A 24,763-nucleotide genomic window follows, 5' to 3' on the forward strand; every position below is an offset into this window, starting at 1 on the left:
GCGGCGGCAGGATTCTAGCCTAGGTGTGTCCCTTAATACAAGCGTCTGTATCACGCTCCTTGCAGGTAACTGCGCCGTGAAAAATGCGCGCGGTTGATTTCTTGCGTAGAGCTACAGTATGCTGGTACATGCGCATTTATCTTGCGTCAAACAACGCGCACAAGCACGCGGAGTTCTCCTCACTTTTCCCCATGCACACGATTCTCCTGCCGAAAGACGAGGGTATCGATTTTTTCTCGCCTGAGGACGGGTCTACTTTCTTTGCTAATGCAAGGCAGAAGGCTGACGCCCTCTATGACGTGGTACATGCGCCTGTGCTCGCCGATGACTCAGGTCTCTGTGTGGATGCTTTAGACGGGGACCCAGGGGTGCATTCGGCGCGTTTTGGTGCACAGCATGGGGTACACACAGACACTGCGCGCATGCAGCTCCTTCTGGAACGTATGCACGGACGGCAGGACCGTGCCTGTTCCTTTGTGTGTGTGGCGGTACTGAAGTTGGGATCGGTGCCGTTGTGCGTTGGGCGGGGGGTGTGCCGGGGAGTGTTGACTACAGAAATGTCTGGGGTAGAAGGTTTTGGCTATGACCCGATTTTCCTGTTGCCACACCTGGGCAGGACGTTCGCTCAGCTCAGCATTGAGGAGAAGAACCGCGTCTCTCACCGGGCACTTGCGGCGCTGCGCCTCGCACAGGTGTTGGCCATGATGCAGCTACCCCGTGCGCTGCGCTACGAGTTAAAGCTTTTGCGTGGTGCTCGTCGTATGACGCGCGGCGGCGTGCTGCGGCCTGGCGCCCCCTGTGCGCAACGTAAGGGACAGACCGCGCAGACTGCCCGAAGACACAAATTTTATGCACGCGCTCGGAGGTGTGCCCGTCGCATACATCGTGCCTAGTGCTCTGCAAGGTGCGTGAGCGAACGGAGTGCAGGACACGCGCTTGACTGCAGCTGAGAGGAGGGATTGTACGAAGACGATGTTTTTTGTACCATGGCCCCACGCTGCACCATCGGAGGGTCCCCATGGCGGTAAACGACGAACAGTTTCAACTCGTTACCTTCCAGCTCGGGGAGGAGCTTTATGGCATCGACATTATGGGTGTCAAGGAGATTGTGAAGGTTCAGGACGTTCGTCCTATTCCCTGTGCGCCTGCTTACGTGGAGGGCATTTTTAACCTGCGCAGCGAGATTATCCCTATTATTAACCTGCACAAGCGCTTTCACCTACGCGAGGCTACGCTCGAGTCGGGCGACGAGTATCTCGGCGGCTTTGTCATTCTCAATGTGGAGGACAGTAAGCTCGGCATTATCATCGACCGCATCGCGCGTGTTATCGCTGTCTCGCAGGAGGACGTGCAGTCCCCTCCCCAGGTTATCACCGGCATCGGGGCGGAGTACATTCATGGGGTCGTGCGCCAGGGGACGAGTTATCTTATTGTTCTGGATATCCACAAGCTGTTTAGCTCCAAAGAGTTGCAAAAGCTCGCGAACCTCTAGTGCCCCACCGCTGTCTGTCTCCTGCCTGCAGCTCCAAGCGCCGTGCGGGGTCCATCCCCGTCCACAGCCCCGCCATCCGAAGGTCCGAAATGGACGCGGTGCTCACCTGCTTGGTGGATGAAAAAATTGGCCCTGGTTCGCTTGGCAGCACCCTCATCCAGTTGGTGCGCGAGGTGTTTTCTCCAATCGATGCATACGTGCTGCGCAGCCCCGCTATCGCACTTTCCTTTGCACTCCGTGCACTGAAATTGCCTCCTGCTTCCCCTGTACTTCTTTCTGCGCTTGCGCCCTTCTGGCACTACCGTGAGGTGCTTCACCAGGGGCTGCAGCCGCTTGTCCTTGACGTAGACATTCACAGCGGTTTGTTGTCCCGTGATGTGGTGGAAACTGGCATCGCGCGTGGCGCTCGTGCGCTTCTTGTGCCTGAAACACTTGGAAATGTGCCTCCTGCAGCGGTGTTTTTGGAACTGGGGATACCCGTCATCGAAGACAGCTCTCAGAGTGTCGGTGCAGTATTGGGAGAAAAGAAGGTGGGAACCTTTGGCTCGTGTGTCATCGTGGGATTGGAGGCACACGATATGCTTACCGCAGGCGGCGGCGCGGTACTCATGGCCTTTGAGGCCGCCTGCGCGCGTCGGCTTCAGGCGCTTGTGCCAGAAGCGCTTGCCGTTGATATGCTGCCGGATATGAACGCGGCGCTCGCGTGTGTCCAAGTAAAGCAGCAAGAAAAAAATATTGCCCTCAGGCGCGCAATCTACGACCGATACTCCTCTGCGCTTTTGCGTACGCGTCACGGTACGCTTCACCGGTGTGAGCAATTGGAACACAGTGCCTACGCTTTTCCTGTTGTCCTTGCTTCTGATCTGAAGGAAGTGACGCGTTACGTGCGGCAGGCGTCCATTGAGATTTCTCCTGCCTTTGAACATTCCATTGTGGCAGCGTTTCAATTACCTGCTATGCGCAGACGGTGGCCTTTTCCGCAGTTTCTTCCTACTTCTGCATCGCACACGGCACCTTTTCAGGGTGAGGACAGGGAGGTACTAGAGACCACGCAGGGCGCGGAAAAAACCTGTCAGGACTCTAGCTGGGAAAGGGAAGTGCGTGCGTCTGAGATTACGCCTGAGATGTGTTGGCCACATGCATCTGCGCTTTTGTTGCGCTGCGTGCGCTTTCCGTTGTACCCGCGTCTTGCGCCTGCACACGCACAGGAAATTGCGCGCATCCTTGGGACACTGCCGTGAGCAGCCGCGTGTGTCCTCAGCGGCCTGTTGCAAAATCATCGGGGGACGCGAAGGTGTTGCTTATTGTCAGCACGTACAAACCGCGCGCTGCGGTGCTCGCTGCGGACGTTGTGAACTTTCTGAGCATACGTGGATTCCAGTGCCACACCATTGAGTATGATGGATTGAATAAAGAAAGCTGTGCTCGCGCAGGCTATATGTTTGCAGTCAGTATTGGGGGGGATGGTACTACACTGTTTGCCGCGCGCTGTGCTTCTCCTTCTGGTATTCCCATACTTGCCATAAATTTAGGGCGTTTCGGCTTTATCGCTCCTATTGAGCCACGGTATTGGCAACAGGCGTTGAGCGATTATTTGGCAGGGGGGGTGCGCCCTGCTGAGCGTGCGCTCATATCGTGCACCGTCACGCGTGCGGGTAAAGAGATTGCTTCGTGTCTGGCGTTAAACGATGTTGTCCTTTCAAGTGGACGCGTCGCGCGTCTTACCCGGGCAGAGGTGTGCTTCAACGACATTTCTTTTGGCGTGTATGAAGCTGATGGCATTATTCTTGCGACGCCTACAGGATCTACTGCGTACTCGGCGGCCTGTGGCGGTCCCATCCTCGATCCGGACCTTGATGCGTTTGTCCTCACTCCCATAAGCGCACTGTGCCTTTCTAATCGTCCCGTGGTAGTTCCCTCCTCAGGGGTGGTGCGTATCAAGGTGTTGTCTATGCGACACAAAGAAACGGTGCTGTCTGTGGACGGACATGAATTGTGCACGTTGCAGGAAGAAGATCAGCTGCTTGCAAGCAGGTCATCGTGCAGCGCACGATTGGTTTTCTGTACACCACACGTGTTCTACCATGCACTGTGCTCGAAACTGGCGTGGTCAGGGAGTATTTTTTCTCGCAGGGGAAGACGTCACGATGATTGAGCAACTTTCGGTGCGCAACGTTGCGCTCATTCAATCTTTGGCGTTGGAGTTTGGTGCACAGTTTACTGCCCTCTCAGGGGAGACGGGTGCGGGTAAGTCAATGATACTCGGCGCGCTGTCCTTTCTCTGTGGGCAAAAGGTAGGGCCTGATCTTATTCGCAAGGATGAGAACGAGGCATGGGTTTCTGCGGTGTTTCGCTGTGATCACGCACCGCGTGCGGTGCACACATGGTTGGCAGAACGGAGTATTGAGCCTGAGCACCACCGCGTGCTCCTTCGTCGGGTGATGCGGCGTACCGGTCGTGGCACGGCGTGGATTCAAAACGTCCCGGTCTCTCGCGCAGATTTGGAGTTTTTCACGTCATTTTTCATAGACCTCCACGGACAGCATGAACACCAATCGCTGTTTCGTGTTGCAGAGCATCGCCGCTTTCTGGATACCTACGGAGGACTCCAGCAAGAAGTTGATGCGTTTACTGCGTGTTATGCGGCTCTTGCAGAGCGACGCGCGCAGCTGCAGCGGCTCGCTTCCTGTGAACACAACCGGCAGGAGCGGCTAGAATTCCTCTCCTTTGCCCTTGAGGAACTGGAGCACGCAGCGTTGGACGTGCATGAGGAGCGTGCGTTGGAAGGAGAAGAGCAAAAGCTCTGCCAGCACGAAAAACTCTGTGATGTGATGCAAAGGGTTGACGCTGCAATTAGGGGGGTGGACCTGCAAGAGGGCGCGCTGCTTTCTTCCTTAAAGAAAGCGCTTGGTGCACTTGAAAGCGCCTGTGGGATTGATGGGAGTCTTGAGCCGGCGCGTGCCCGTTTAGAAAGTGCGTACTATGAAATCGAAGACGTAGCGCATGTTCTGCGTACGTATACAGACGGTATTCAGTTTTGTCCCGACCGTTTGCAGCACGTTCAGGAGCGTCTTGCGCTCATATACCGGCTGAAGAAAAAATATGGAGGAACAGTTGCGCAGGTTTTAGAATACCGTGCGCGTGCGCAGCAAGAGATGCAGGATCTTTCACAGGCGGTGGGTGATAAAGAGGCGCTTGAGCAAGATGTTCAGCGTCTGATGGCTCAGGTATTACACGCGGGACGTGCCTTATCGCTTAAGCGTCATGCAGTGGCAGAAGCGTTTCGTACGCGGGTGGAGGGAGTGCTACACCGTTTGGGGATGGCGAGTACGCGGTTTCACGTACAGATATGCACGCGCGATGAGCAATGCGCGAAACAACGCACGGGTCCGTATGGCTTTGATGACGTTGAGTTTTTAATTAGCGCCAACGCAGGAGAGCCTGCGCGTCCGCTAGCAAAGATTGCTTCAGGGGGGGAACTCTCCCGCGTGATGCTTGCTTTAAAGACTGTGCTTTCATCGGTCGATGAAGTGGGCACGTTGATTTTTGATGAGATTGATGTGGGAATTGGAGGTGAAACGGCGCGTGCGGTTGCAGAGCATTTGCAAGCGTTGTCTGAGCACAAGCAGGTTGTGTGCATTACGCATTTGGCTATGATAGCGGCGCACGCGGATGCGCACGTGTGTGTGAAAAAAGAGTCGAGTGGAGAACACACGAATACGAGCGCGGCGCATGTAGTGGGGGAACGACGGGTTCAAGAAGTTGCGCGCATGCTAGCAGGGGACACGCACAGTGCAACCTCCCTAGCGCATGCGCAGGAGTTGTTGCGCGCAGGTGCGCGGCAGAGAAGGGGGGAGTGCGGTGACTGAGGAAGAGCAGAATGCTCTGTACCAGAAAAAGTTGAACGTATACCAAGGGACTATTGATCAAATCTTTACGCGTGAAAAAAACATTTTAGAACTGATCAGGCGGGATGGGACGGGCGCGGCGTACAAGAAGCTCGCGTTGGTAGATGACATGATTTACCTCAGTACGCTGTACGCTGCTAAATATCAGACACAGGTTGTAGTAGTAGGTGGTAAGCAGGAGGATCTGCTGAATGAGGCGCGGAAAACGCTTTATAAGGCGCTCATCTATCTTGAAGAAATTGTTACCAATTTAATTGACACGCCGTTTTCCGATTACCAGGAACAGGTGGCGCAGATAGCGAACGTAAGTCAGCAGCAGCGTTATTATCTTATCCGTAAGATGGGACTCGCCATTGATTCCATTATTAGCGCCTATGGGACGAATACTAAATGGTATTGGTCTTTTGTAGAGCTCCAGGCGCGCTACGCAACGGTGGCGAAGAATATTCTGGATTTAGCGAATTCTTCTGAGATTGGATTGAATCCACAGGCTGACGAGTACGAGACAGTGGTCTATCACCTGCGTTTGGTAAAGAAATTACTCCTGCAGGCAGCTGAGCGTTACCGGGAAAAGTATGAGATGACGTCCTCCAGTTTTGAAGATTTTAAATTGGCTGTCTGCTACCTGCACGCGCTGCGCAGGGTCCACCTGTTGCTCAACGAGCGACAAGATGCAGAGGAGGTAAAAAAGAAAGCAAAGGTGTGGAGCGAGCGTATGGAAAAGGATCAGCGTAAGAGAGATCGAAGCGACAAGTAGGGTTAGTGCGTGCTCCTGCCGGCTGTGGAGTGTCTCGGCTGCGGGTGAACGTTTGTTATTTACGACAGGGGGAACGGGCGCGCATAGGTGACGCTCATGCTTTTTTTTTATCTGCCGAGAAGGGGGCGGGTATGGGCGGTTTTTTTCTGTCGCTTGCGGGGTGTTTTTTGTTGGCAGCAGCCTACGGCGCGGCGCAGACGGTGCACGTGATTGCTAAGGGCGAGACCCTCTTTTCACTTTCGCGTCGCTATGGCGTGCCCCTTTCTGCGCTTGCGCAGGCAAATAATCTGGCAAACGTACACCAGCTTGTGCCTGGGCAGCGCATAGTAGTTCCACGAGGATACACGGTGCGCCGGGGTGACACCCTCTTTTCGATTGCCCGTATGCTAAACTGTTCACTTGCCGCGCTTCTTGCAGCCAACGGAATCTCTGCTGCGCACACTATTCACCCAGGTGATGTGCTCGTGATTCCTCCGCGTGAAAAGTCGCCTCCTACCGTGGCGGGCGCGGACCGCATCTTATCTGTGTCTTCTTTGCCCGATGGGGATCAGTGGGCGCGTGCCCGTGCCGATCCCGTACAGACTCCTGTTTCTCCCCCCGCTGCTGTGCCGGCCCCCGAGAGGAGAGAAATTTCTCTGCGTGATCCGCGTCAGTATATCAGTAAGAAAGTTGATAAGAATGCGCGCTGGCCGGTGAGCCCGACTTCGCTTGCGTACGTGCGGGGCAAGACCTACGGGGTTGTTATTGATTCGGAAAGAAATGCTGCCGTGCGTGCACTCATGTCTGGTAAGGTAATCTCCAGGGGGACCCATCGGGGTTATGGTCAGGTGCTCTTTGTAGAGTCGGCGGGAAAGCACGTGTACGTGTATGGAGGACTTGAGCGTATTTTGCCAAAGTCAGGAGATTATGTTTCTGCCGGCGACGTGCTCGGTAATTTGGGGTTTGACGCAGCAGCGGCGCGATCACGATTGTACTTTATGGTATATAAAAAAAATAAACCAATAGATCCGGCACAGGCTCCGCGTGGTTTTTAGTTCTTCTATCCTAAGGTAGTGCTGCGCTCGCGGGGCGCACGGCTAGTACGTCGCTTTTGAACGGAGGACGATTATCCGTAGTCTGTGTGCGCGGGGTTGCACTGTTGCTGTAAGAACAGGTACGGGGGTGTTGCGGTGAGCGTACGGGTATACCTTTTTGTTGCACACGGATTTGAGGAAGTGGAGACTATCACCCCGTTGGATTATCTCAGACGTGCGGGGATAGCGTTAACGCTCGTGGGTGTTGGGGCAGAGCAGGTTGTTTCTACGCGTGGCTTGCGTGTGAGCTGCGACTGCAGTCTTGAGGCGCTTTGTGCTTCTCCGGGCATCGCGGATGCCGCGTGCGCCGCAGATGCGGTTCTTCTTCCCGGGGGGTTGGAAAACTGTCATACGCTTGCCGCCTGTGCGGCGGTGCGTGATTTTGTCATGCGCGTGCACCTGCGCGGAGGACTCGTCGCTGCGCTGTGTGCTGCCCCGGCGCGAGTGCTCTCTGCGTGGAATCTCCTGGGGTCACGTCGCTATACCTGCTATCCGGGTATGGAGCCGGCGGTGTTCTCCGCACATGACGATGGGGTTGGGAAAAGGACGGAAGAGGAGAAATCGCGTGCGCTTCGTAAACCTGAGCGCGCGCGGGTGGTACGTGATGGAAATCTTTTGACCGCGTGTGCGGCAGGTGCGGCAGAAGAGTTTTCTTTCGCAGTTATCGAAGCACTCTGTGGAGTGGAAGTTGCGCAAAGTGTGCGTGCGCAAGTGGTGGCCCGGTGAATCAGAGGGACGAGCGTGCTGCGCGGCAGCCAGAGGAAAAGGTGGATTCATCTGCCGGTGTGTCTCCCTGCAATAGTCCGTATGGGAGTGGACTTTTGGATGTTCCATTAAAATTAAGACCGCGTGCGTCCCACTACCGTGCACGATCATTGGTAATTGGAGGAAAGGAACATGTGCGTGCGTTGCCTCTTGGGGGTGACGCACCGATTCCTATCCAAACAATGTGGAAAGAACCGCTCATTGGTGCAGATCTCCAATCCATTGTGGACCGTCTTTTGGAACTTGAACAATTAGGGTGTGACGTTGTGCGTTTTGCCGTTCCTGACAGGGAATCGGCTGAGCTTTTTGTGGCGCTTTGCGCGCGCACGCGTATGCCGCTTGTTGCAGACATTCACTTTGATTACCGGCTTGCGCTGCGGTGTATGGACGGACCGGTAGCGAAAGTGCGTATTAACCCGGGGAATATCGGTGTGCGTGAGCGCGTGCGTGCGGTGGTAGAAAAGGCTCGAGCAACCGGCACTGCTTTGCGTATTGGGGTGAATACCGGTTCTCTGCCGGGTGTGGTGAAGCGCGCAGTTGCGGCGCGTTACGCGGATGGGATGCAGTCAGTGAATGCGCGTGCAGAAGCGTTGGTGCAAACTGCCTTTGCAGAAGCTGCGTATCTAGATCAGTTACACTTTGATCGGGTTGTCCTTTCTCTGAAGGCTTCTACGGTTGCAGAGACGGTACGTGCCAACGAACTTTTTGCGCAGCAGTCTGATATTCCCTTGCACCTTGGAGTAACAGAAGCAGGCCCGCTTGTTTCCGGTATTGTCAAAAGTACACTTGCATTTTCCCAATTACTGTCACGCAATATTGGTGCCACGGTGCGGGTGAGTCTTTCAGATAGCATGGAGCATGAGGTGCTGGCTGCGCGAGAAATTCTTGCTGAATGCGGTAAACGGGCTGGTGGGGTTCGTTTAGTGTCATGTCCGCGCTGTGGCAGGATTGGTTTTGACGTACACGCATTTGTGCGGAGGTGGCAAAAGGAACTGTTCAGTTTGAAAAAGGATATCACGGTTGCGGTTATGGGCTGTGTAGTGAATGGTCCTGGAGAAGGAAAGCATGCGGATCTCGGTATCAGCGGTGCGGAGGATTCGGTGATTTTTTTTAAGCGGGGAAAGATAGTGCGTCGCATTCAGGTACGTGATCTTTGCGCAGACGAGCGCACGCGCATAATAGACGCAGCGTTTAAAGAGGAATTGTCAAGTTTATGAATAACCTGATCAAAGCATATGCGGCGGGTGTCATGAGTGCTGCGTTTCTTTTTGGGTCAGAGGGGCGGGTGCGCAGTGAATCCGATCGGGTGCGTGGGGAGGATCCGTGGCACCTGTTACAGTGGGCACAGGTTGTCTATGAGCGAGAGGAATTTGGCGATACGTTGCGCTATGCGCAGCGGGCACGGGCGCTTCGGCGGGAGCAAGTGGAGCACCAGTGCCGAGTGCTACTGCGTGCACGCACACGGGCTGAGTCAGCGGGGATACCCGAAACACTGTCTGATTTATATGCACTTTTAAAAAGTCGAGGAGAGACAGATGCCTGCGAAGTGCTTGATGCTATTTTTCTCACTCATGCGCCGCACGTTTTTCAAAACTCCGTTTCCAAACTGCTCCAGTGGCTGAAGGATTCAGCCGCTTTTCCAGAAGCGGAGTTGCTCTTGGGAAAGGTATTCGAGGGTGAAGGAGAGTACGCCCAGGCTTTGCAGCATTATCGAAATGCGTGGGATACGCGAGCGCAGCTTGTAGTTCCCGACGCTCGCTTTGATATTATCTACGCAATGGCGAATGTGTCTCGTCTGCTCAGTCAGCAGGATGAACGGGAGAAGTACTTGCTCCTTGTGCTGAGCGAAGATCCTCTGTACAGTGCACGTGAGGTGTGGGGCAAGACGCTGCACGCAATGCTTCGCACTATCCGCTCCTCCAATACGGTAGAGAAATTTTTTAAATTATATCGTCATCGAAATGTTCTTGCACTGCGCGCATATCAAGAGCTTACAGAAATGTACGTACGGACAGATAACATAGAACGCGCTTTGCCTGTTTCGGTGCTTGCAGCCGATATTGCAATCAGTGCGCTCGATTCTTTTTTGCAGAAAATAGAACTCACGTATCAGTATAAGGATCTTGCTGATTTATTTTTGCGAACTGGATCTCATCCGACTATTTTGAAGTGGGCGAATGAGCATGGAGTGTGGCAGACACTGCTCCATTTTGCAGATCTCTTATACAAAAAGGGTTTGCACGCCCAGGCGCGTGATATGTATTACAACCTTGCAGAAAAGTGTCCTGCGTTTGAGTACGCGCGGCGTGCTGCGTATAAGCTTTCTCTCACGCTGTAAGTGGTGTAGGGTATAGCACACGCGCGAGGAACGTGAATTGGGGGATGAGGAGTTTATATGGAAGGGCAGACGGCGCGCAGAGTGATCACGGAGGCAAAGTTTCTTGATGACTGTTTGACAGAACGTGACAGCTATTATCTGAGTAAATTGGACGAGTTGTACTCATCTGCGATGAGTTCTTTTGCGCAGTTTGAAGATCAGCAGAATGGAGCGCGTAGCGCACGCGCTGAAGAAAATATCATCGCTACATATGACAGTATCGGGAATCTGATGCAGGAGATCTGTAAAGAATTACCCGCGCTGAAGGTATATTCGTTTGAAACGCAACGAGAGAACCATGCAGAAGTTTCTCGAGTTGTTTCAAAGCTGCGTAATATTCATACCGGATATAGTGAATTCATCTACTACACACAGCGTGCGTTTGAAATGCTGTTTAGGCTTGCCTACGGCGGCTCTCATGAAGAGCATAAAACATATCTTATTACAAAAACACCGGTTGCTTTTCCTGTACAAAACTATGCAGTACATAAAATTGCAAACGTGGATTATAAAATTGAGAACACGGTGATGTGTGTCATGTTACGAGGAGCGCTGTTACCTTCGATGATTGTTTCTAAGGAGATAGAAGAATATTCTTCGCATGGGTACGTAACGCCGTTTGCGCTTTTTAAAATCAAGCGAGATGATCTCCGTGATGAGCGCGATATGCAGTATGTGTTTGATCTGGATAAATCATACTTTTCTGCACGAGAGTTGGATGGTAAGGATCTGGTTTTCGCCGATCCCATGAACGCCACCGGTGGTAGTTTGGTTACCATAGTGCGTTATTTGCAAGATCTCGGTGTGAAACCAAAATCTATCAGCTGTTTTCACATGATTTCTGCACTGAAAGGTGCGATTCGTGTAGTGCGTTCCCTAGAGAATTGCACGGTGTATACGCTGTGGATGGATCCCGTACTCAACGCGCGTGCGTATATTATGCCTGGTCTTGGCGATGCTGGTGATCGAGTTAACGGGGTTGATGTTGAAGACTATCCGCGGAATATTATCCAGCTTTTGGCAGACTATGGTTCAAATATTTCTGGCCTGTACCGGTCCCAGCTCCGCAAGATAGAGGAAACGGTATTAGGTTCTCGCTGACTGATGAACGGTAAGCAGTGTTTTTGCTTTTTTTTGTTTCACCTGTTTTATACAGGACTATTTGCATGCGGAAAGCCTGAGTCGTCTCTTGCGCCAGAGTATTTTGATCTTGCCCATGCGTATGTGCAGCTGCATCGTTATGACGAGGCGCGTGATTATTATATGCGTGCAGCGCGTGACCCTGCGTACTATCATGCAGCGCAGTATAATTTTGCGCGTGTGTGTGGATTGCAGAATGATTGGAAAACTGCTGTTCATGCACTGCAACCGTTATACGATGCGGATTCTGCCAATGCAACCATTGCTGCCGCGTACGCGTATGCGTTGCTTTCTTTTGGTGAAACAGCTCGCGCGCTACTTCTTTATCAACAGTTGTATGAGCGTGATCAGAAAAATACTCAACGTATTCTTGAGTATGCAAACGTATTGGTGCACGCGAAAAAATATATTCAGGCGGTTGAATTTTTGCGTCAAAAAAAGTCTCTGTTAAGTGAAGCCGAAGATGTGCGTGTGCTGCAGTCTATTGTAAGGAAACTGAAAGATTCGGTACCACCCCATTTAATTGCAGATTTTGTTTCCACAGACGATTTGTGATTTGTCACTGAATGCGCGTGCGGTGTAGCGTGCACTGTTTTACGTTTTAGGTATTCTCTTTCCCGCTGCTATGATGGTGGGGAGTAGTCCTGTGCACTGTTTTTTATCCGTACAGGTACGTGATAAAGAGGAAGATATGAGACAACAGCAGATGAGGAATATTGGCATTATGGCACATGTTGACGCTGGTAAGACTACTACCACTGAACGTATGCTTTTTTACACGGGCAAGATCCACCGCATGGGGGAAATTGATGATGGTGCGACAACGATGGATTGGATGGTACAGGAACAGGAACGCGGTATCACCATTCAGAGTGCTGCAACGACGGTGCGGTGGCGTGAAGTAGACATTACCATTATTGATACGCCGGGACATGTAGATTTTACTGCAGAAGTCGAACGTGCGTTGCGCGTGTTAGATGGGGTAGTGGTGGTATTGTGTGCGGTAGGAAGAGTACAGCCACAGACAGAAACCGTATGGTATCAGGCAGATCGTTATGATATCCCGCGTGTTTGTTTTGTTAACAAAATGGATCGGATCGGTGCTGACTTTTTCTCAGTATTGGACCAAGTCCACAATAAATTCGGTATAGATGCAGTCGCGTTGCAGATACCCATTGGTTCTGGTACCTCTTTTGAGGGGGTAATTGATTTGATCACCATGAAAGAGATTTTCTGGGATGCGGCAAGTAGTGGCGAACAGATGGAGTACCGGCCTATTCAAAGCGCACGTATTGCCCAGGCGCGCGAAGCGCGAGAAAAAATGCTTGATGTCATTTCCATATATTCGGATGAGGTAACCGAGTGTGTGCTTGCAGGGGAGCACGTTCCAGTGCAGTTACTGCACGCAGAAATTAGAAAGGCTGTGCGCGAGCGGCGATATGTTCCTTTTTTGTGCGGTTCTTCTCGTCATAACTTGGGTGTGCAACCACTGCTCGATGCAGTGGTAGAGTATTTGCCTGCGCCGCAGGAGCGTAAAGCAGTAGAAGGTTTTCACGTACAGAAAAAGGAGCCTGTTTTTATCGCTCCTACTGCTGAAGGACCGTTGCTGGCACTTGTATTTAAAATTCAGTACGAACGTGAAGCGGGTTTACTCTGCTACGTGCGCATGTATTCGGGAAAACTGCGTACGGGGGACAGTATCGTTAACATTGGGAAAAAGAAACGTGAACGGGTGTATCGCATTTTGCGTATGCATTCGAATAAGTCTGAAACCGTTGAATGCATACAGGCGGGGGATATTGCGGTAATTGTGGGACTAAAATCTGCACAAACAGGGGACAGCGTGGGGGATGGTTCGTGTCCGGTAGTGCTGGAGTCTATGCATTTTCCTGAACCGGTTATTTCTGTGTCGCTTGAGCCAATGGACGCATCATCGCGCGATAAGTTACAGGAGACACTTGGTATTCTTTCGCGAGAGGATCCAACTTTCTCGGTTCGGGAAGATGCAGAGACAGGGCAGCTTTTAATTTCCGGTATGGGGGAGTTGCATCTTGATGTGCTCACCACCCGGATGCGCGAGGATTTTAATGTGCAGGTACGTGTTGGTAAGCCGCACGTGACGTACCGTGAATCTATTCGTAAAACAGTTGAGCGTACGCTGCGAGTACAGCGAGTAATCGGTGGCAAAGAATATATGGCAGGGTTAACCTTGCGTGTGGAGGCGCGGAAGCGTGGTGCGGGAAATGAGTTTTTTTGTCAGGTGAAAGAGTTGCGGGGCACAGTGTGCACGGCGCATACTGCTCCGGCAGAAATTATCGGAGCGGTAGAGCATGCTATCCGCGGCGCGTGGGATGGAGGTATTCAGAGTGGGTATCCGTGTGTAGACGTGGGGGTGCATCTCCTGTCGGTGGAGTATCAGGAACTGACGTCTTCGCCTTTTATATTTGAAGCTGCAGCGGTGCAAGCATTTGGTGAGGCGTGTGTAGCCGCTGAGCCATACGTGCTTGAGCCTATCATGAGCGTGGAGCTTTCGTGTGCGCAAGAAAATGTAGGAGATGTGATGAATGTGATCATACAGCGGGGGGGAATAATTCTGGGCATGGATTCAAAACACGGACGGGAGCTTGTGCATGCACAGGCTCCGATGAAGAAAATGTTTGGTTTTTCTACCGATGTGCGTTCTGCATCCCGTGGTGGCGCCTCATTTACTATGAGGTTTAGTCATTTTGAATCATGTGCATAAGAATGCGCTCATTTTTTGATACCTCGTTTCTCGCACTGGCTTACGTGCTTGCGGCGAATCCTGCAATACGCTCGCATACAGGAATGGATGGGGTGCGGTTCTCACTGCAACTGCAATGTCGGCTACCATCGCTCCCTGCACTGTTACGGTAACGAGCTGCATGGAAAGCAATGTGGATTTTCAAGATGTGGGGAAGGGTTTCCTGCCTTCGTCGCAGTTCTGATGATGCCTTTTTCGTATTCGATTGCAGAAGGTGTAATGTGGGGCATTATTGCATACGTAATACTCAATGCAGTAATTGGCAGAGCACGTGCGATTACGCACACGTGGGGTATCTGGTGCAGGTGGGGAAAGGTGTGGCGCCGGTCATAAGACGTATGGGGAAAAGGAAGGACGAAAATGATATAATGCCTTACGCTCCTTATGCGATTCTGAGCAACGGAGGTTGTATGTATACGCCTGTGGACCCAAAGGTTGATTTTGTCGCGCAGGAGCGGCGTATTCTCGCCTTTTGGCGGGAACGCCGGGTGTTTGAGCAGTCTGTGGCGCAGCGTGCGCAGGGGAAGTCTTATGTTTTCTTTGACGGTCCCCCTTTTGCAACTGGACTGCCACATTTTGGTCACTTTGTGCCCAGCACGATTAAGGATATTATTCCGCGCTATCAGACAATGCGTGGTGCGTACGTGCCGCGTCGCTTTGGATGGGATTGTCATGGTCTGCCCATTGAACACCTGATTGAGCAAGAGCTCAATTTGAATTCAAAAAGTGATGTTGAGTCGTATGGTGTCAGCGCGTTTAACGCGGCATGTCGCTCCAGTGTGCTGCGATATGTGAAGGAGTGGCAGCGCACACTCACGCGTCTTGGGCGCTGGGTTGACTTCGATAATGACTATAAAACCATGGATGTCTGCTACATGGAGTCCGTGTGGTGGGTTGTGGCGCAGCTATGGCAGCGAAAACTGCTGTATGAAGGTTATAAAATACTCCCGTACTGTCCACGGTGTGCGACAGCACTTTCTAATCACGAATTGAATTTAGGTGGATATCAGGATGTGTCTGATCCTGCCATTACTGTGCGTTTTGAGTGTACATCTGTTGTTCCTGGTAGTCCTGCTGCACGGGAGTTTTGTGCGGCAGCGTCTTGGGGAAGTGCATCACTTCCTGCGCATACGTGCTTTCTTGCATGGACCACCACGCCTTGGACGCTTCCGTGCAACGCAGCGCTTGCGCTGGGACCACAAATTTTGTACGTGCTAATAGAGGCGAATGATGAGCACTATATTTTGGCTCGTTCTCGTCTTGAATTCTATTATCCAGATTCGTCTGCGTACCGCGTAGTGTGGGAAAAAAGAGGTGAACATCTTGCGGGGATTCGCTATCGGCCGCTTTTTTCTTATCCTGTGTTTGGGCAGGGACCGGATCCTTCTGTACAAGGAGATTCAGAGGAGGGATTGTTCTGTACGCGAGTTGCGGATTTTGTTTCTACTGAAGACGGCACTGGTGTTGTACACGTCGCACCTGCGTTCGGAGAGGATGATTATGAAGTATTTAAGGATGCGGGTATTTCGATTCAGTGTCCTCTTGATGCAGAGTGTCGCTTTACCGCAGAGGTTGCAGATTATCAGGGGCTTTTTGTAAAAGCTGCTGATAAGGCTATTATTGCACGTGTGCAGAAACAGGGAGCGTTATTTAGACGCGAACAGATTTCGCACGCATATCCACACTGTTGGCGTTGTGCGAGTCCACTTATTTACCGTGCGGTGCACAGTTGGTTTGTTGCAGTTGAGAAGATAAAGGATAAAATGCTTGCGGCGAATGCATCCATTTGCTGGCAGCCATCGCACATACGTGATGGCCGTTTTGGTAAGTGGCTTGTGTGTGCAAGAGATTGGGCAATTAGTCGGGATCGTTATTGGGGGAATCCGCTTCCTATTTGGCGGTGTGTGCACTGCGGTGCAACAGATTGCATTGGCAGTCGTACGCAGTTATATGAACGTTCCGGCATGTTGCTTGAAGATTTGCATAAGCACGTTGTAGATATGGTAACAATTCCTTGCGCCTGTGGGAGTGTGATGCGACGCGTTCCTGAGGTGCTAGATTGTTGGTTTGAATCTGGTGCAATGCCTTATGCGCAGCAGCACTATCCGTTTGAACATGCAACTGACTTTGAGCGGTATTTCCCTGCTCATTTTATCTCTGAAGGGTTAGATCAAACGCGAGGGTGGTTTTACACCCTTACCATCTTGGCTGTGGCACTCTTTGAGCGTCCTGCGTTTGAAAACTGTATCGTTACGGGGTTGGTACTTGCGTCTGATGGAAAGAAGATGTCCAAGGCCCTGCGCAATTATGCGGATCCAAATGAAGTCATGGATCGCTACGGTGCTGACGCGCTCCGCCTCTTTCTTGTTCGTTCTGCGGTTGTCCGTGCGGATGATTTAAAATATTCTGACGAAGGGGTGAAAGATATTTTGAAGACTGTGATTATCCCATTGTGGAATAGTTACAGTTTTTACGTTACGTATGCGAACATCGATGGTATCGATCCTCCTGTATGTGCAAAAGTTGACGGAATGGGTCAGGCGGTCACGCGTTTAGCGACGCATTTGAATAACCCGTTAGATCGTTGGATCTTGTCGCTGACAGAAAAATTGGTGCAAGACATTGCCTGTGCACTTGATGCTTACGATGTATCGAAAGTTGCGGATCCTATCGTTTCGTATGTAGATCAGCTGAACAACTGGTACATCCGCCGATCTCGAAGGAGATTTTGGAAAAGCATCAACGATGAAGATAAACGATGTGCGTACAACACGTTGTATTGCGTGCTGAAAAGATGTGTGCTCGCTATTGCTCCCGTGGTGCCATTCATCACCGAGAGTATATGGCAGAATATCCGCGCCGCGGATGATGTGCAGTCTGTGCATCTTGCAGACTATCCTGTTTGTACACCAATGGTGCGAGACGATGCACTCGAGTTTAAAATGGAAACAGTGCAGCGAGTTGTTTCTATGGCGCGTGCGATCCGAGCGCAGTGTAACCTCAAAGTACGCCAGCCACTTAAAGCTATGCAGGTTATTACGCGTAACCCGATGGAGCGCTCAGCACTTCTTGAAATGGAAGAAGATGTGCTTGATGAGCTTAATGTAAAAGAGCTCGTGTTTCATGAGAAAGAAGACGAGATAGTAGAGTACCGTGCAAAAGCGAATTTTAGAGTGCTCGGAAAAGAGCTTGGATCGAAGACAAAGCGTGCAGCGCTCAGCATTGAGCGGTTGTCTTCTGCAGAAATTCAGGAGATACTCGAGGGGACGACGCTGTATCTGGATGTAGATGGAGATCGTTTGGAGTTGACTGAGGAAAAGATCCTGGTGCAAAGAATTGAGCGCGAGTCTTTGAAAGCGATAAATGAAGGGACACTTACGGTCGCGCTTGACACCACCTTAACGGAAGATCTGCTCTTGGAAGGAGCAATTAGGGACTTGGTGCGCGGAGTTCAAAATTTACGCAAGGAGCGTGGGTTTTCCTTAGTGGATCGTATTTGTCTGCGCGTTTTTTCTTCAGATCAGGATATAGTGTGTGCCCGCAAGGCGTATGATCTGCATAGGTCATATATCGTTGGCGAGACGTTGGCAGCGCATGTGCAATGGGCACGCGTGCGCGACGGTGCTTCTGCAGTGTACGTTAAATCGGACGCAGTACTATGGGAGGTGAGCATTGATAAGGCGTAGATATCGTGGTTGTACGCAGGGAGCGTGGATAGTAAGTGTTGGTATGCTATTTGCATCGTGCACTTCAGGGGCGTGGAAGGCATCAGTAGATCCGTTGGGGGTTGTGGGATCTGGTGCAGATGTGTACCTGTATTTCCCTGTAGCGGGGAACGAGAATTTGATTTCTCGTATTATCGAGAACCATGAGTCAAAGGCAGATATTAAAAAAATAGTGGACAGGACTACCGCGGTATACGGTGCTTTTTTTGCCCGATCAAAAGAGTTTCGTTTGTTCGGAAGCGGTTCGTATCCATACGCCTTTACTAATTTGATTTTTTCTCGATCCGATGGCTGGGCATCTACGAAAACGGAACACGGAATCACGTACTATGAAAGTGAACATACGGACGTTTCGATTCCTGCGCCGCATTTTTCCTGTGTGATTTTTGGTTCCTCCAAAAGGGAGCGGATGAGCAAAATGCTGTCTCGGCTCGTTAACCCCGATCGACCGCAGTTACCGCCTCGCTTTGAAAAAGAATGTACGTCGGAAGGTACGAGCCAGACTGTTGCACTCTATATAAAAAACGGGGGACACTTTATTACCAAACTGTTGAATTTTCCGCAGCTTAATTTACCACTTGGGGCAATGGAACTGTACTTGACCGCGCGGAGGAATGAGTATCTTTACACGTTGAGCTTGCAGCTGGGGAATGCAAAGATAAATTTTCCCATACAGTTTTTAATCTCTCGTGTGCTTAACGCGCACATTCACGTGGAGGGGGACAGGTTAATTATTGAAGACGGCACAATTTCTGCTGAGCGTCTTGCGTCGGTGATCTCGTCGTTGTACTCCAAAAAGGGAAGTTCGTAAGCACGGAGCGGAGTCATGCCCGCAGCTGATGTGGACCATGGCCGAACTACGAGAGTGGGAGTGAGATTCTTTTGTGAAAGTTGTGGCTCTGAGGTAAAGCGGGACGCACGCTTGTGCGTGCATTGCGGGAGTTTCTTTTCTTCAATCCGGTGCCCCTCGTGCAAACACGCAGGAAACGCTAGAGACTTCGAAAAGGGCTGTCCTTCCTGTGGGTATGCGTTCGGGAACGAGAACCGGAGAAAGGGCAGCCCCCCGGCACCGAAGGGAGCCCCCCGCCGTGCCGAAGAGGCCTTGCCCACCTGGGTCTACGCAGCCATTTGCTTGCTTGGGGTGTGTGTGGGTACCGTTGCTATGTGGTACCTGTGACGCTGCGTACTGCATGTACCAGTGACGCATCGGGATCTATAAAACGTAGCAGGATGCGCCCGTCCGATGAATGGAACGAGCAGCGAACACCGAGAATGTCGTGTGCTACCTTTAGCGCACAGTGCTCGAGTACATCCTGCTCTTGCAGATTGTTGACGCTCGCGGGAAAGTCGGGGATGAAGTCTACGCCCTCTTCGCTCACTTCCCGTACGGTCCCGGTGACAATAGAGCCGCTACAGGGGTTTGTGAACACGAAATCTGCCTGGCAGGTGTGCGCATGACCCACGTCGACAGAGCCTGCGCACGCGGAGGGCGTGAGCACGCCGCATAAAGCCTTTCGTCCCTCCTCCGGAGATAGAGTGTAATCGATAAGCGCGTGTACCCCTGCCTGCGCCACCTGCCGCGCGCTGAGAGAGGAGGACGGAGTGTTCACTAGCAGGATTACGCGCGCTCCGCACACCGACTGATGTTTAAAGAACTGAGTGAGGACCCTCCAGTGTCGCGGAAAGTCGCTGGCGTTGATGAAGAGCAGCTGTGGCTGAATCTCTTCCATATTGTCCAAGGCTTTCAGCGCAGAACGGTAGTGGATCACCTCATAACCGCACTGCGTGTGGTTTTCAAATACCAGATTCACCGAAACGGGATCATCTGCGACTAAAAGTGCCTTCATCATTCTGTTCCCAAATTCTCAACTACGTAATCGTGTACATACCAGATGCCGTCGCGGGAGGACAGGTGATAGGTAAAGCGCTTCTTTTCCCGGAAATCCCGGTACTCAAACCACTCAAGCACGCGAACCTCCGCGTCCGTAGCAGTATACACGGTTTTTTCAATACGGAATTCAACGGGTATGGCAGCAATATCCTTATCCACACGCTCCTGGCGTAGCTCGTGCTTATAGGTATCAATCATGTTGTAGCGTCCTGCCTCAGACTCTGCGTTAAAGCGGCGACTGCGCCCCGCATCCCGAGAAAGCATTTTTGCCAAGTCAAGATACAGAAAAAAGCGTTCCCAGTGAGATTTTTGCCGTGCATTCAGCACGTACTCGATAACCCTATCCGGGGAAAGACGTTGCGGTTGCAGAACTTCACCCACGGGGGGAGAAACCGGCAACGCGCCGAGCGCCGCCGCAGCAGGGGCAGGCTGTACCTCAAGAGTTAGCGTATTAGATGCCAGATGGTCCTCGTCACCGGTGCGCTCCCTTTTCAGTTCGGGGTAGAAGAGAAGGGTTAGAAAGTACAACCCTGCCGACTGCACATCAAGGTAATGCTTCACATTTTCCACAAAAGAGTAGCTTTCCCCCGGCTCAAGGCTGATCTCCCTAAAATACACAGGACGATGAGTGCTCCGCTTGCGTATCCATTCGTCCGTGTGCGCAAGCGCGCGGTTCTTCATCGTCCGTATAGAAAAATCAACACTAAAGGTACGGTCGTCCGCCAGTTTGAAGCGCAACGTGTCCTTTCCCGTATTTGTAAGTGAAACTTTCACCCAAATGGGTTCAGATTCGTGGGTGCCGGGGAAGTAAATCGTGCGATTATGGTACGCAATATGCACAGACGCCCGTGCTCCCTTCGCCTGCGCATATCCGTGCGCACAGCAAAGCAACAGGCCTCCCCCGACTATTAATGAGCGCTTTAGCTTCATCCGCCACCCCTGCCAACGTAGTGTCGGCACCTGACGTGGGGGTCCTTACAGAATTTGTAGGACATAGAGCAGGCTCCCGGGAGCGTTTATGTTCCTGTAAGGGATTCTACCTCGGTGCATAAAAGACCTGTACTACCTACCTGAAAGAAGTCTTGTTCTTCCCACCCTGCAATGAGGGAGGGGCCGGAGAGAGTGAAGGAAGTGTACACGAATTGCGGGGGTAAGGCGGACAGTCGTGCGTGGCCTTCAGAGCCGTCTTCTCGTACAAAGTAGAGGTGGCCTGAATCTGTTAAGAGTGCGGCAGAAAGCCGTGCGCGCGGTGGATGAAAAATGAGCGCGTTCGCGTGGTGTGCACGCTCATCAGCAGTGCGGTGGGCAGTCTTTAAAAAGGAGCGATCGCTTGCCCAACACGGGCTTCGCGCAGAAAGGTACAGGGGAGAGAGAGGTACGCGCGCAAGCAAGCGATGCACAAGCAATTCGTGCAGGTCGCTGTGATGATCAGAGGAAGTGGACGCCGTCGGAAGGTGCAGGCGCTGGGGAGTGCACGCGGCACGAAAGGCGGCCGCGGAGATAGGACGGGGCACCTGCACTTTTCCCCCTATTGGATGCTCCCTGCGCTGGGTAGGTCCCAAATTCTCAAGGGAAGAAAGGGAGGGAAAGGAGAAGTATGCAAAGGAAACGCGTTCTGCTTCTGAGGACTTAAAGGAAGCGTACCAGGTGCCGCGAGTATGGGTGAGGGCGGTGCATTGGGCGTTCCGGGGCAATCCCAGAGCGCGCGTGTATGCGACAGAAGTCCAGCGAGCGGTGCGCACATCGTAACGCACCAGAAAAGGAGCTGCAGAGTCTTGTGGTGAAGTGGTAAAAAGGGGATCGGTGTAGAGACGAACAAACACTGCACCGGTACCCTGGCAAGGGTGGGGGGAACTGTTGGGGATTGGCTCTGAGTAAAAGCCCTCAGCGCTCTGTGTGGCTAAGAGTGCGGGGGGCGTCAGAGTGAGCGATGTCGTCTCCGCAGCGGGTGTGGAGGGTGCTTTGCGTGGAACCGGTGCGGTCTGCATGCGGGCTAACTGCGTGGCTGGGAGTACTCCGGCGCGATTGATGAGCAAGAGTTCTTGCTGTGCATCCACTGCCGACAGGCGTACAGCCTCAGTCCAGGGTACAAAGTGTTCAGGTGCAGAAGGCTGAGACGGCGCGGGGCACGCGCGCAGGTGCACTCGTCCGTCCGTGCGTGAGAACTGGTACCAGCGGTCAGTACTCGAAGGCGGTGTGACACTGAGTGCGCCGGCGGTGGTGACAGGGACGTGTGTGGAAGCTGCGGGGGTCGGTTCGGCAGTGCGTGCACAGGAGAAAGACAGCACGCCAGATCCCACCGCACACAGGACAAGAGCGAGGCGCGTGTTCATGGTATCTTGACTTCCTTAACACAGGACAGCTGCAGGGTGCAAGGCGGGCGCACCCTAGCACAGCAGGATGCACCTGCCAAGGGGTTTGTGGGCAATGGGAACGGTTAGATCTTGCTTTTTCCCGCCCACGCGTGCGCCGATATGGGGCCGTATGAGCTGTCTGGGTGCGCGTGCGCGCGGTGTGTTACGCATAAGTTTGGTGATAATGCTGCAGGGGCTGCTGCGCGCGAGTGAGGTGGATGAGGAGCTGAGCAAGAAATACTCCATAGAAATCATGGTTGACTCCGGCGTTTCAGAGACAGGGGAGCGTTTGCCGCTGTTGCCCTTTGAGCGCATCCCCGACTCGCACCATGTGCGGCGTGTTATCGCGCAGGATTGGTTTTTGGATGAGCCGTCTCGTGTTGCGCTGCGTGCACCTCGTAGTTACACGGACGAAACGGGCAATAGCTTTCGCGTTGAGGCGTACGTGATTGCCGCAACCGACCACCTTGCAGTGCGCGTTACGCCTCTTTTAGCTGATCGTGCCCCAAGGGATGGTGTGCATTCTGCGCCAGTGGCAGCGGCGCCTCGGCTGCACCTCGCGCTCGAGGCGCCCACAGGAACAAGTCGGGCGGGAAGGACAGGCGCAGATACCCCGCAATCACCTGTGACAGACGCTGCGCCTAGTCAAGCTGTGGCGCAAGGCACATGGGTGCTGTATCGGCACATGCACACCGGTGCGCCGGTGTGCATACGGGTATACCCGCGCGAAAGTGCGTCGCTGTATGTACAACTTTCTGCGCCCACTGCAGTAGAAATGCAGGGAAAGACGCATCTTGATGTGTGTCTTTTTAACGTGCACGTGCGCAAGCACGTGGCGCTTGGGTTGTCCTTTGAACAGTTGTATACCTACTCGCTTTTGCAGCTGCGGGCGCTTACGGAGCATGCGGTGCCGTGGCGTATTTTTGATCCGCCGCGCACGTACAGCGCAGTAGAGTCAATGGCGAGTATCATTAAGCGCAGGAGTTACCGGCTCGCTCCACTTGAGGATGGATGTTTTAACGAATGGGGACGCCCGGTCCACATTTCTGACGGGAGCAGTCAAAGTGACCAAGAGATTATCCGTGCCCTGCGTGTGGACCAAGTGCCGCGGGAGATTATCGGGGGAGTGGGATCTCTTGGGTTTGCGAAGTGGGTGGTAGACGGGATCATTGCGCCGGTTGCCGGTCAGGGAGTGTACCTGTCTGCGCTAAAAAAGCAGACGACTATGCCGCGTACTCATTTTAACGCGGCGCATGAGCGCGCACGCGCACCCTTTTTTGGCATTGACTGGATACGCAACCTGGCAGCGGCAGCGTTGAGTCTTAATGTGCGGCGCACGGTGTACCCCGCACAGGGAGGTGTGGACGTAACGGTAGAACCCTTTGCAGTGGAGGGTGTCCCCAAAGGGAGGATAAAGCAGGAGGCGCGGCATCCGGGTATTGCGCCCCCGTCGACGCCTGCGGGTGCTGTTCCTCCCCGTGTGACGCAGGGTGAAACTGCGGCTGGGCCGTCGCGGTACCTAGGGTACTTGCCGCATGCAGGATACCAGACCGGGTATGTGCGTGCGCTCTTTTACTATCTTGCAGTTATGGAACCAGGCCACTTCTATCTTGGCGTGCTCAATGAGGAGCGTGGCGTACCGCGTTTGCGTGAATACCAGCGTGCGGCAGTGTTTTTGCCGTATTTCGATCGGTCAGGGAGATTTCAGGTAGAGGTTTTTGAAGCGGCGCGTTTGAGCACTCTTGAAGAGTTTGTAGCGCAGTATCCCCAGCAGATGCTTGCGTTGGTGCGGGTGCGTGCGCCGGAGATCGGTCATTTTAATCCGTAACGGAAGTCAGACAGGCGGGTGCCGTCTTCCCTGTCGTTAGATTGCATTGGGTGCTTGTAGGAGGGAGGGAAAGAGCGTAGCATCGGCAGGATGGACCAAGCAGAGCCTTGCACGCTACACGGAGCACCCGCACCGGACCTTGCGCTTCTGGAGGCTATTTTGTTTGTCGAAGGCGTGCGGCTCAGTTATGCGTGTCTTGCACGAAAGCTCGGTTTGAGCGAACAGGCAGTGGGTGAGTGTGTTGCGCGTTTGGGTGAAGCTCTCGCTTCTGGCGCGCGTGGTGGTGGTGGACTGGAGCTTCACTGCAACGAGCAGGGTGTGGCGTTGCTGCCTGCGGCGACCGTACGGGAGCGTCTTGCAACCCTCTATGGGAAGCGGAGCGAAGGGCGCCTTTCGCGCGCGGCAATGGAAACGCTGTCTATTGTGGCCTATGCGCAGCCGGTGACGCGTGCTGAAATAGAGGCAATCCGAGGGGTAGGTGCAGATACAATGATCCGCCTTTTGAGTGAGCGCCGTCTGATTTGCGAGGTGGGGAAAAAGGACATACCCGGCAAGCCGGCGCAGTATGGCACGACTGAGGAGTTTTTGACTGCGTTCCGGTTGCGCAGCATTGCAGACTTGCCCAAACTTGATGAAGAAGAGCAGCGGCGCTTTGAGCTTACCCGTTAAGC

The 24,763-nt window shown here is 52.9% G+C and carries 22 protein-coding genes; 18 read left to right on the forward strand and 4 right to left on the reverse strand.

The features are described from left to right. The first annotated feature begins 83 nt into the window (after positions 1-83). The 13 genes from TPANIC_RS02135 (at position 84) to fusA (ending at position 14,255) form a co-directional block, all read left to right on the forward strand. Entirely contained in the window at positions 84-893 is an 810-nt protein-coding gene (locus TPANIC_RS02135; RefSeq protein WP_010881886.1) for a non-canonical purine NTP pyrophosphatase, read from the forward strand. Between the two features lie 125 nt (positions 894-1,018). Then, complete coding sequence (locus tag TPANIC_RS02140) at positions 1,019-1,492, forward strand: chemotaxis protein CheW (RefSeq protein ID WP_014505499.1); 474 nt, start codon at positions 1,019-1,021, stop codon at positions 1,490-1,492. A gap of 89 nt (positions 1,493-1,581) precedes the next feature. Next, entirely contained in the window at positions 1,582-2,733 is a 1,152-nt protein-coding gene (locus tag TPANIC_RS02145) for a DegT/DnrJ/EryC1/StrS family aminotransferase (protein ID WP_010881888.1), read from the forward strand. After that, the gene (locus TPANIC_RS02150; RefSeq protein WP_010881889.1) at positions 2,730-3,647 is read left to right on the forward strand and encodes an NAD(+)/NADH kinase; all 918 of its coding nucleotides are present in this window, start codon (positions 2,730-2,732) and stop codon (positions 3,645-3,647) included. The genes TPANIC_RS02145 and TPANIC_RS02150 overlap by 4 nt, the downstream gene beginning before the upstream one ends. Continuing rightward, positions 3,640-5,361, forward strand: coding sequence for a DNA repair protein RecN (gene recN / locus TPANIC_RS02155; RefSeq protein ID WP_010881890.1), 1,722 nt, complete (start codon positions 3,640-3,642; stop codon positions 5,359-5,361). Before TPANIC_RS02150 ends, recN begins: the two co-directional genes overlap by 8 nt. After that, positions 5,303-6,157 (forward strand): hypothetical protein, encoded by an 855-nt coding sequence (locus tag TPANIC_RS02160; protein WP_010881891.1) that lies wholly within the window; start codon positions 5,303-5,305, stop codon positions 6,155-6,157. The genes recN and TPANIC_RS02160 overlap by 59 nt, the downstream gene beginning before the upstream one ends. Positions 6,158-6,288: 131 nt before the next feature. After that, a complete protein-coding gene (locus TPANIC_RS02165; protein WP_235214104.1) occupies positions 6,289-7,191 on the forward strand; it encodes a M23 family metallopeptidase in 903 nt (300 codons plus the stop codon). A gap of 135 nt (positions 7,192-7,326) precedes the next feature. After that, on the forward strand, positions 7,327-7,956 hold the full coding sequence (locus tag TPANIC_RS02170; RefSeq protein WP_010881893.1) for a DJ-1/PfpI family protein: 630 nt from the start codon (positions 7,327-7,329) through the stop codon (positions 7,954-7,956). Between the two features lie 41 nt (positions 7,957-7,997). Continuing rightward, complete coding sequence (ispG, locus tag TPANIC_RS02175) at positions 7,998-9,212, forward strand: (E)-4-hydroxy-3-methylbut-2-enyl-diphosphate synthase (protein ID WP_010881894.1); 1,215 nt, start codon at positions 7,998-8,000, stop codon at positions 9,210-9,212. Further along, positions 9,209-10,333 carry a hypothetical protein gene (locus tag TPANIC_RS02180; RefSeq protein WP_010881895.1) on the forward strand — a complete coding sequence of 375 codons (1,125 nt, stop codon included), beginning with the start codon at positions 9,209-9,211 and terminating at the stop codon, positions 10,331-10,333. Before ispG ends, TPANIC_RS02180 begins: the two co-directional genes overlap by 4 nt. Positions 10,334-10,390: 57 nt before the next feature. Beyond that, on the forward strand, positions 10,391-11,473 hold the full coding sequence (locus TPANIC_RS02185; RefSeq protein ID WP_010881896.1) for a uracil phosphoribosyltransferase: 1,083 nt from the start codon (positions 10,391-10,393) through the stop codon (positions 11,471-11,473). A 3-nt stretch (positions 11,474-11,476) separates the two neighbouring features. Then, positions 11,477-12,067: a tetratricopeptide repeat protein gene (locus TPANIC_RS02190; RefSeq protein WP_010881897.1), complete on the forward strand. Its 591-nt coding sequence runs from the start codon at positions 11,477-11,479 to the stop codon at positions 12,065-12,067. A 136-nt stretch (positions 12,068-12,203) separates the two neighbouring features. Beyond that, complete coding sequence (fusA, locus tag TPANIC_RS02195) at positions 12,204-14,255, forward strand: elongation factor G (RefSeq protein WP_010881898.1); 2,052 nt, start codon at positions 12,204-12,206, stop codon at positions 14,253-14,255. Here the strand turns inward: fusA and TPANIC_RS05285 are convergent. Then, entirely contained in the window at positions 14,244-14,426 is a 183-nt protein-coding gene (locus TPANIC_RS05285) for a hypothetical protein (RefSeq protein ID WP_010881899.1), read from the reverse strand. The genes fusA and TPANIC_RS05285 overlap by 12 nt on opposite strands. Before the next feature lie 278 nt (positions 14,427-14,704). On the opposite strand from TPANIC_RS05285, the gene ileS reads away from it, so the two are divergent. From ileS to TPANIC_RS02215, 3 genes are read left to right on the forward strand one after another with little or no spacing between them, the layout of a single operon-like run. Next, on the forward strand, positions 14,705-17,980 hold the full coding sequence (ileS, locus tag TPANIC_RS02205; protein ID WP_010881901.1) for an isoleucine--tRNA ligase: 3,276 nt from the start codon (positions 14,705-14,707) through the stop codon (positions 17,978-17,980). Beyond that, complete coding sequence (locus TPANIC_RS02210; protein ID WP_010881902.1) at positions 17,967-18,830, forward strand: TP0453 family outer membrane protein; 864 nt, start codon at positions 17,967-17,969, stop codon at positions 18,828-18,830. Before ileS ends, TPANIC_RS02210 begins: the two co-directional genes overlap by 14 nt. 15 nt (positions 18,831-18,845) lie before the next feature. Continuing rightward, entirely contained in the window at positions 18,846-19,196 is a 351-nt protein-coding gene (locus TPANIC_RS02215; RefSeq protein ID WP_014342432.1) for a double zinc ribbon domain-containing protein, read from the forward strand. On the opposite strand, the gene TPANIC_RS02220 is transcribed toward TPANIC_RS02215, so the two are convergent. The 3 genes from TPANIC_RS02220 to TPANIC_RS02230 form a co-directional block, all read right to left on the reverse strand. Further along, the gene (locus tag TPANIC_RS02220) at positions 19,180-19,869 is read right to left on the reverse strand and encodes an ANTAR domain-containing protein (protein WP_010881903.1); all 690 of its coding nucleotides are present in this window, start codon (positions 19,867-19,869) and stop codon (positions 19,180-19,182) included. The genes TPANIC_RS02215 and TPANIC_RS02220 overlap by 17 nt on opposite strands. Beyond that, positions 19,866-20,840, reverse strand: a complete 975-nt coding sequence (locus tag TPANIC_RS02225; protein WP_014342433.1) for a hypothetical protein — start codon at positions 20,838-20,840, stop codon at positions 19,866-19,868. The genes TPANIC_RS02220 and TPANIC_RS02225 overlap by 4 nt, the downstream gene beginning before the upstream one ends. Before the next feature lie 86 nt (positions 20,841-20,926). Beyond that, positions 20,927-22,243 carry a hypothetical protein gene (locus TPANIC_RS02230; RefSeq protein WP_010881905.1) on the reverse strand — a complete coding sequence of 439 codons (1,317 nt, stop codon included), beginning with the start codon at positions 22,241-22,243 and terminating at the stop codon, positions 20,927-20,929. Positions 22,244-22,310: 67 nt separating this feature from the next. On the opposite strand from TPANIC_RS02230, the gene TPANIC_RS02235 reads away from it, so the two are divergent. Together TPANIC_RS02235 and scpB are read left to right on the forward strand one after the other, a co-directional pair. Beyond that, positions 22,311-24,092 (forward strand): hypothetical protein, encoded by a 1,782-nt coding sequence (locus tag TPANIC_RS02235; RefSeq protein ID WP_010881906.1) that lies wholly within the window; start codon positions 22,311-22,313, stop codon positions 24,090-24,092. A gap of 90 nt (positions 24,093-24,182) precedes the next feature. Then, positions 24,183-24,761 carry an SMC-Scp complex subunit ScpB gene (gene scpB / locus TPANIC_RS02240; RefSeq protein ID WP_010881907.1) on the forward strand — a complete coding sequence of 193 codons (579 nt, stop codon included), beginning with the start codon at positions 24,183-24,185 and terminating at the stop codon, positions 24,759-24,761. Positions 24,762-24,763: the final 2 nt, after the last annotated feature.

It is taken from the genome of Treponema pallidum subsp. pallidum str. Nichols (genome assembly GCF_000410535.2).
In the GTDB taxonomy this organism is placed as follows: Bacteria; Spirochaetota; Spirochaetia; order Treponematales; family Treponemataceae; genus Treponema; species Treponema pallidum.

Excerpts from the sequence above, each read along its gene's own strand:
- TPANIC_RS02135 (WP_010881886.1), top strand. The coding sequence starts at position 84 with ATGCGCGCGGTTGATTTCTTGCGTAGAGCTACAGTATGCTGGTACATG.
- TPANIC_RS02140 (WP_014505499.1), top strand. The coding sequence starts at position 1,019 with ATGGCGGTAAACGACGAACAGTTTCAACTCGTTACCTTCCAGCTCGGG.
- TPANIC_RS02145 (WP_010881888.1), top strand. The coding sequence starts at position 1,582 with ATGGACGCGGTGCTCACCTGCTTGGTGGATGAAAAAATTGGCCCTGGT.
- recN (WP_010881890.1), top strand. The coding sequence starts at position 3,640 with ATGATTGAGCAACTTTCGGTGCGCAACGTTGCGCTCATTCAATCTTTG.
- TPANIC_RS02160 (WP_010881891.1), top strand. The coding sequence starts at position 5,303 with ATGCGCAGGAGTTGTTGCGCGCAGGTGCGCGGCAGAGAAGGGGGGAGT.
- TPANIC_RS02165 (WP_235214104.1), top strand. The coding sequence starts at position 6,289 with ATGGGCGGTTTTTTTCTGTCGCTTGCGGGGTGTTTTTTGTTGGCAGCA.
- TPANIC_RS02180 (WP_010881895.1), top strand. The coding sequence starts at position 9,209 with ATGAATAACCTGATCAAAGCATATGCGGCGGGTGTCATGAGTGCTGCG.
- TPANIC_RS02185 (WP_010881896.1), top strand. The coding sequence starts at position 10,391 with ATGGAAGGGCAGACGGCGCGCAGAGTGATCACGGAGGCAAAGTTTCTT.
- TPANIC_RS02190 (WP_010881897.1), top strand. The coding sequence starts at position 11,477 with ATGAACGGTAAGCAGTGTTTTTGCTTTTTTTTGTTTCACCTGTTTTAT.
- fusA (WP_010881898.1), top strand. The coding sequence starts at position 12,204 with ATGAGACAACAGCAGATGAGGAATATTGGCATTATGGCACATGTTGAC.
- ileS (WP_010881901.1), top strand. The coding sequence starts at position 14,705 with ATGTATACGCCTGTGGACCCAAAGGTTGATTTTGTCGCGCAGGAGCGG.
- TPANIC_RS02215 (WP_014342432.1), top strand. The coding sequence starts at position 18,846 with ATGCCCGCAGCTGATGTGGACCATGGCCGAACTACGAGAGTGGGAGTG.
- TPANIC_RS02220 (WP_010881903.1), bottom strand. The coding sequence starts at position 19,869 with ATGATGAAGGCACTTTTAGTCGCAGATGATCCCGTTTCGGTGAATCTG.
- TPANIC_RS02225 (WP_014342433.1), bottom strand. The coding sequence starts at position 20,840 with ATGAAGCTAAAGCGCTCATTAATAGTCGGGGGAGGCCTGTTGCTTTGC.
- TPANIC_RS02230 (WP_010881905.1), bottom strand. The coding sequence starts at position 22,243 with ATGAACACGCGCCTCGCTCTTGTCCTGTGTGCGGTGGGATCTGGCGTG.
- TPANIC_RS02235 (WP_010881906.1), top strand. The coding sequence starts at position 22,311 with ATGCACCTGCCAAGGGGTTTGTGGGCAATGGGAACGGTTAGATCTTGC.
- scpB (WP_010881907.1), top strand. The coding sequence starts at position 24,183 with ATGGACCAAGCAGAGCCTTGCACGCTACACGGAGCACCCGCACCGGAC.